This window comes from Phocaeicola sp. RTP21198st1_B8_RTP21198_201120 (assembly GCF_040929485.1).
Lineage (GTDB): Bacteria > Bacteroidota > Bacteroidia > Bacteroidales > Bacteroidaceae > Phocaeicola > Phocaeicola dorei.
In genome coordinates, this window is the sequence record NZ_JBCOCI010000284.1 from 1 (window position 1) to 1644 (window position 1644).

Consider the following 1644-nt stretch of genomic DNA (forward strand, 5'->3'; position numbering starts at 1 on the left):
GTATGCAAGACAATAGACAAGAAACTCATCCATATCCCCGAGCCGAATATGATAGACAAGGCATGGGTGGATTCCGACAGGAATATACGCACCTTGGAGAGCCTGCAAGCCCTGTACGGGCACGGGCGTCTGGCCAATACCGGGTATGTCTCCATCCTGCCGGTGGATCAGGGGATAGAACATTCTGCCGGAGCATCCTTTGCACCCAATCCTCTTTACTTCGATCCCGGGAACATTGTGAAACTCGCTATCGAGGGAGGATGCAACGCCGTGGCATCCACATTCGGAGTTCTGGGAGCTGTGGCACGTAAGTACGCCCATAAGATTCCTTTCATCGTGAAGTTGAACCATAACGAGCTGCTGACTTATCCGAACAGTTATGACCAGGTCATGTTCGGTACAGTGAAGGAGGCATGGAACATGGGTGCCGTTGCCGTGGGGGCAACTATCTATTTCGGTTCGGAACAAAGCCGCCGCCAGATTGTGGAGGTCTCACAGGCGTTTGAATATGCCCATGAGTTGGGGATGGCCACGGTATTGTGGTGTTATCTGAGAAACAGCAGTTTTAAGAAAGACGGGATTGACTATCATGCGGCAGCAGATCTGACAGGGCAGGCCAACCATATCGGGGTCACCATCAAGGCTGATATCGTGAAGCAGAAGCTGCCGTCCAACAATGGAGGTTTTAAAGCCATCGGATTCGGTAAGACCGACGGGCGTATGTATACGGAACTGGTCTCCGACCATCCGATAGACCTCTGCCGCTACCAGGTGGCCAACGGGTATATGGGAAGGGTTGGCCTGATCAATTCGGGGGGCGAGTCCCATGGGACATCTGACCTGCATGATGCCGTCGTAACCGCAGTGGTGAACAAACGTGCCGGAGGTATGGGACTTATCTGTGGGAGAAAAGCCTTCCAGAAGACGATGAAAGACGGGGTCTCGCTTCTGAACACCATTCAGGATGTCTATCTGGATCCTTCGATAACCGTTGCATAAAAACTATATGGCATGAAAAGGATCGTATTGTTGAGACATGGCGAGAGCCTATGGAACAAGGAAAACCGCTTTACCGGTTGGACCGATGTAGACCTGAGTGATAAGGGGATCGCAGAAGCCTGTAAAGCCGGTGATATGCTGAAAGAAGCGGGATTCTCTTTTGAGGCGGCTTACACATCCTATCTGAAACGGGCTGTGAAAACGTTGAATTGTGTTCTGGACCGTCTCAATGAAGACTGGATCCCGGTGGAGAAAAGCTGGAGGTTGAACGAGAAACACTACGGCATACTTCAGGGACTTAACAAAAGGGAGACAGCAGACAAATATGGCGAGGAACAAGTCCATATCTGGCGGAGAAGTTACGGCGTGTCGCCCGAGCCGGTGAAGGAAGACGATCCCCGCTATCCGGGGAACGACACCCGTTACGCCGGTGTTCCCGAAATGGAACTGCCACGGACTGAATCCCTGAAGGATGCCGTCATGCGTGTCATGCCCTATTGGGAATGTGTCATCCTACCCACATTGATGCATAGGGACAACCTGCTTGTCGTTGCCCATGGAAACAGTCTGCGCGGGATAGTCAAGCATCTCAAGAATATTTCCGATACGGACATATCCCTCTTGAACCTGCCCACGGCAGTACCT

At 51.9% G+C, this 1644-nt stretch carries 2 protein-coding genes; both read left to right on the forward strand.

Going from position 1 to position 1644, the window contains the following annotated elements; all coding sequences use genetic code 11:
• Positions 1–999 (forward strand): class I fructose-bisphosphate aldolase (locus AB5935_RS25455; protein WP_368327812.1); only part of this gene is annotated, 999 nt, incomplete at its 5' end.
• Positions 1000–1011: 12 nt separating this feature from the next.
• Positions 1012–1644: 2,3-diphosphoglycerate-dependent phosphoglycerate mutase (gene gpmA, locus AB5935_RS25460; RefSeq protein ID WP_368327813.1), on the forward strand; the 633-nt coding region annotated here is incomplete at its 3' end.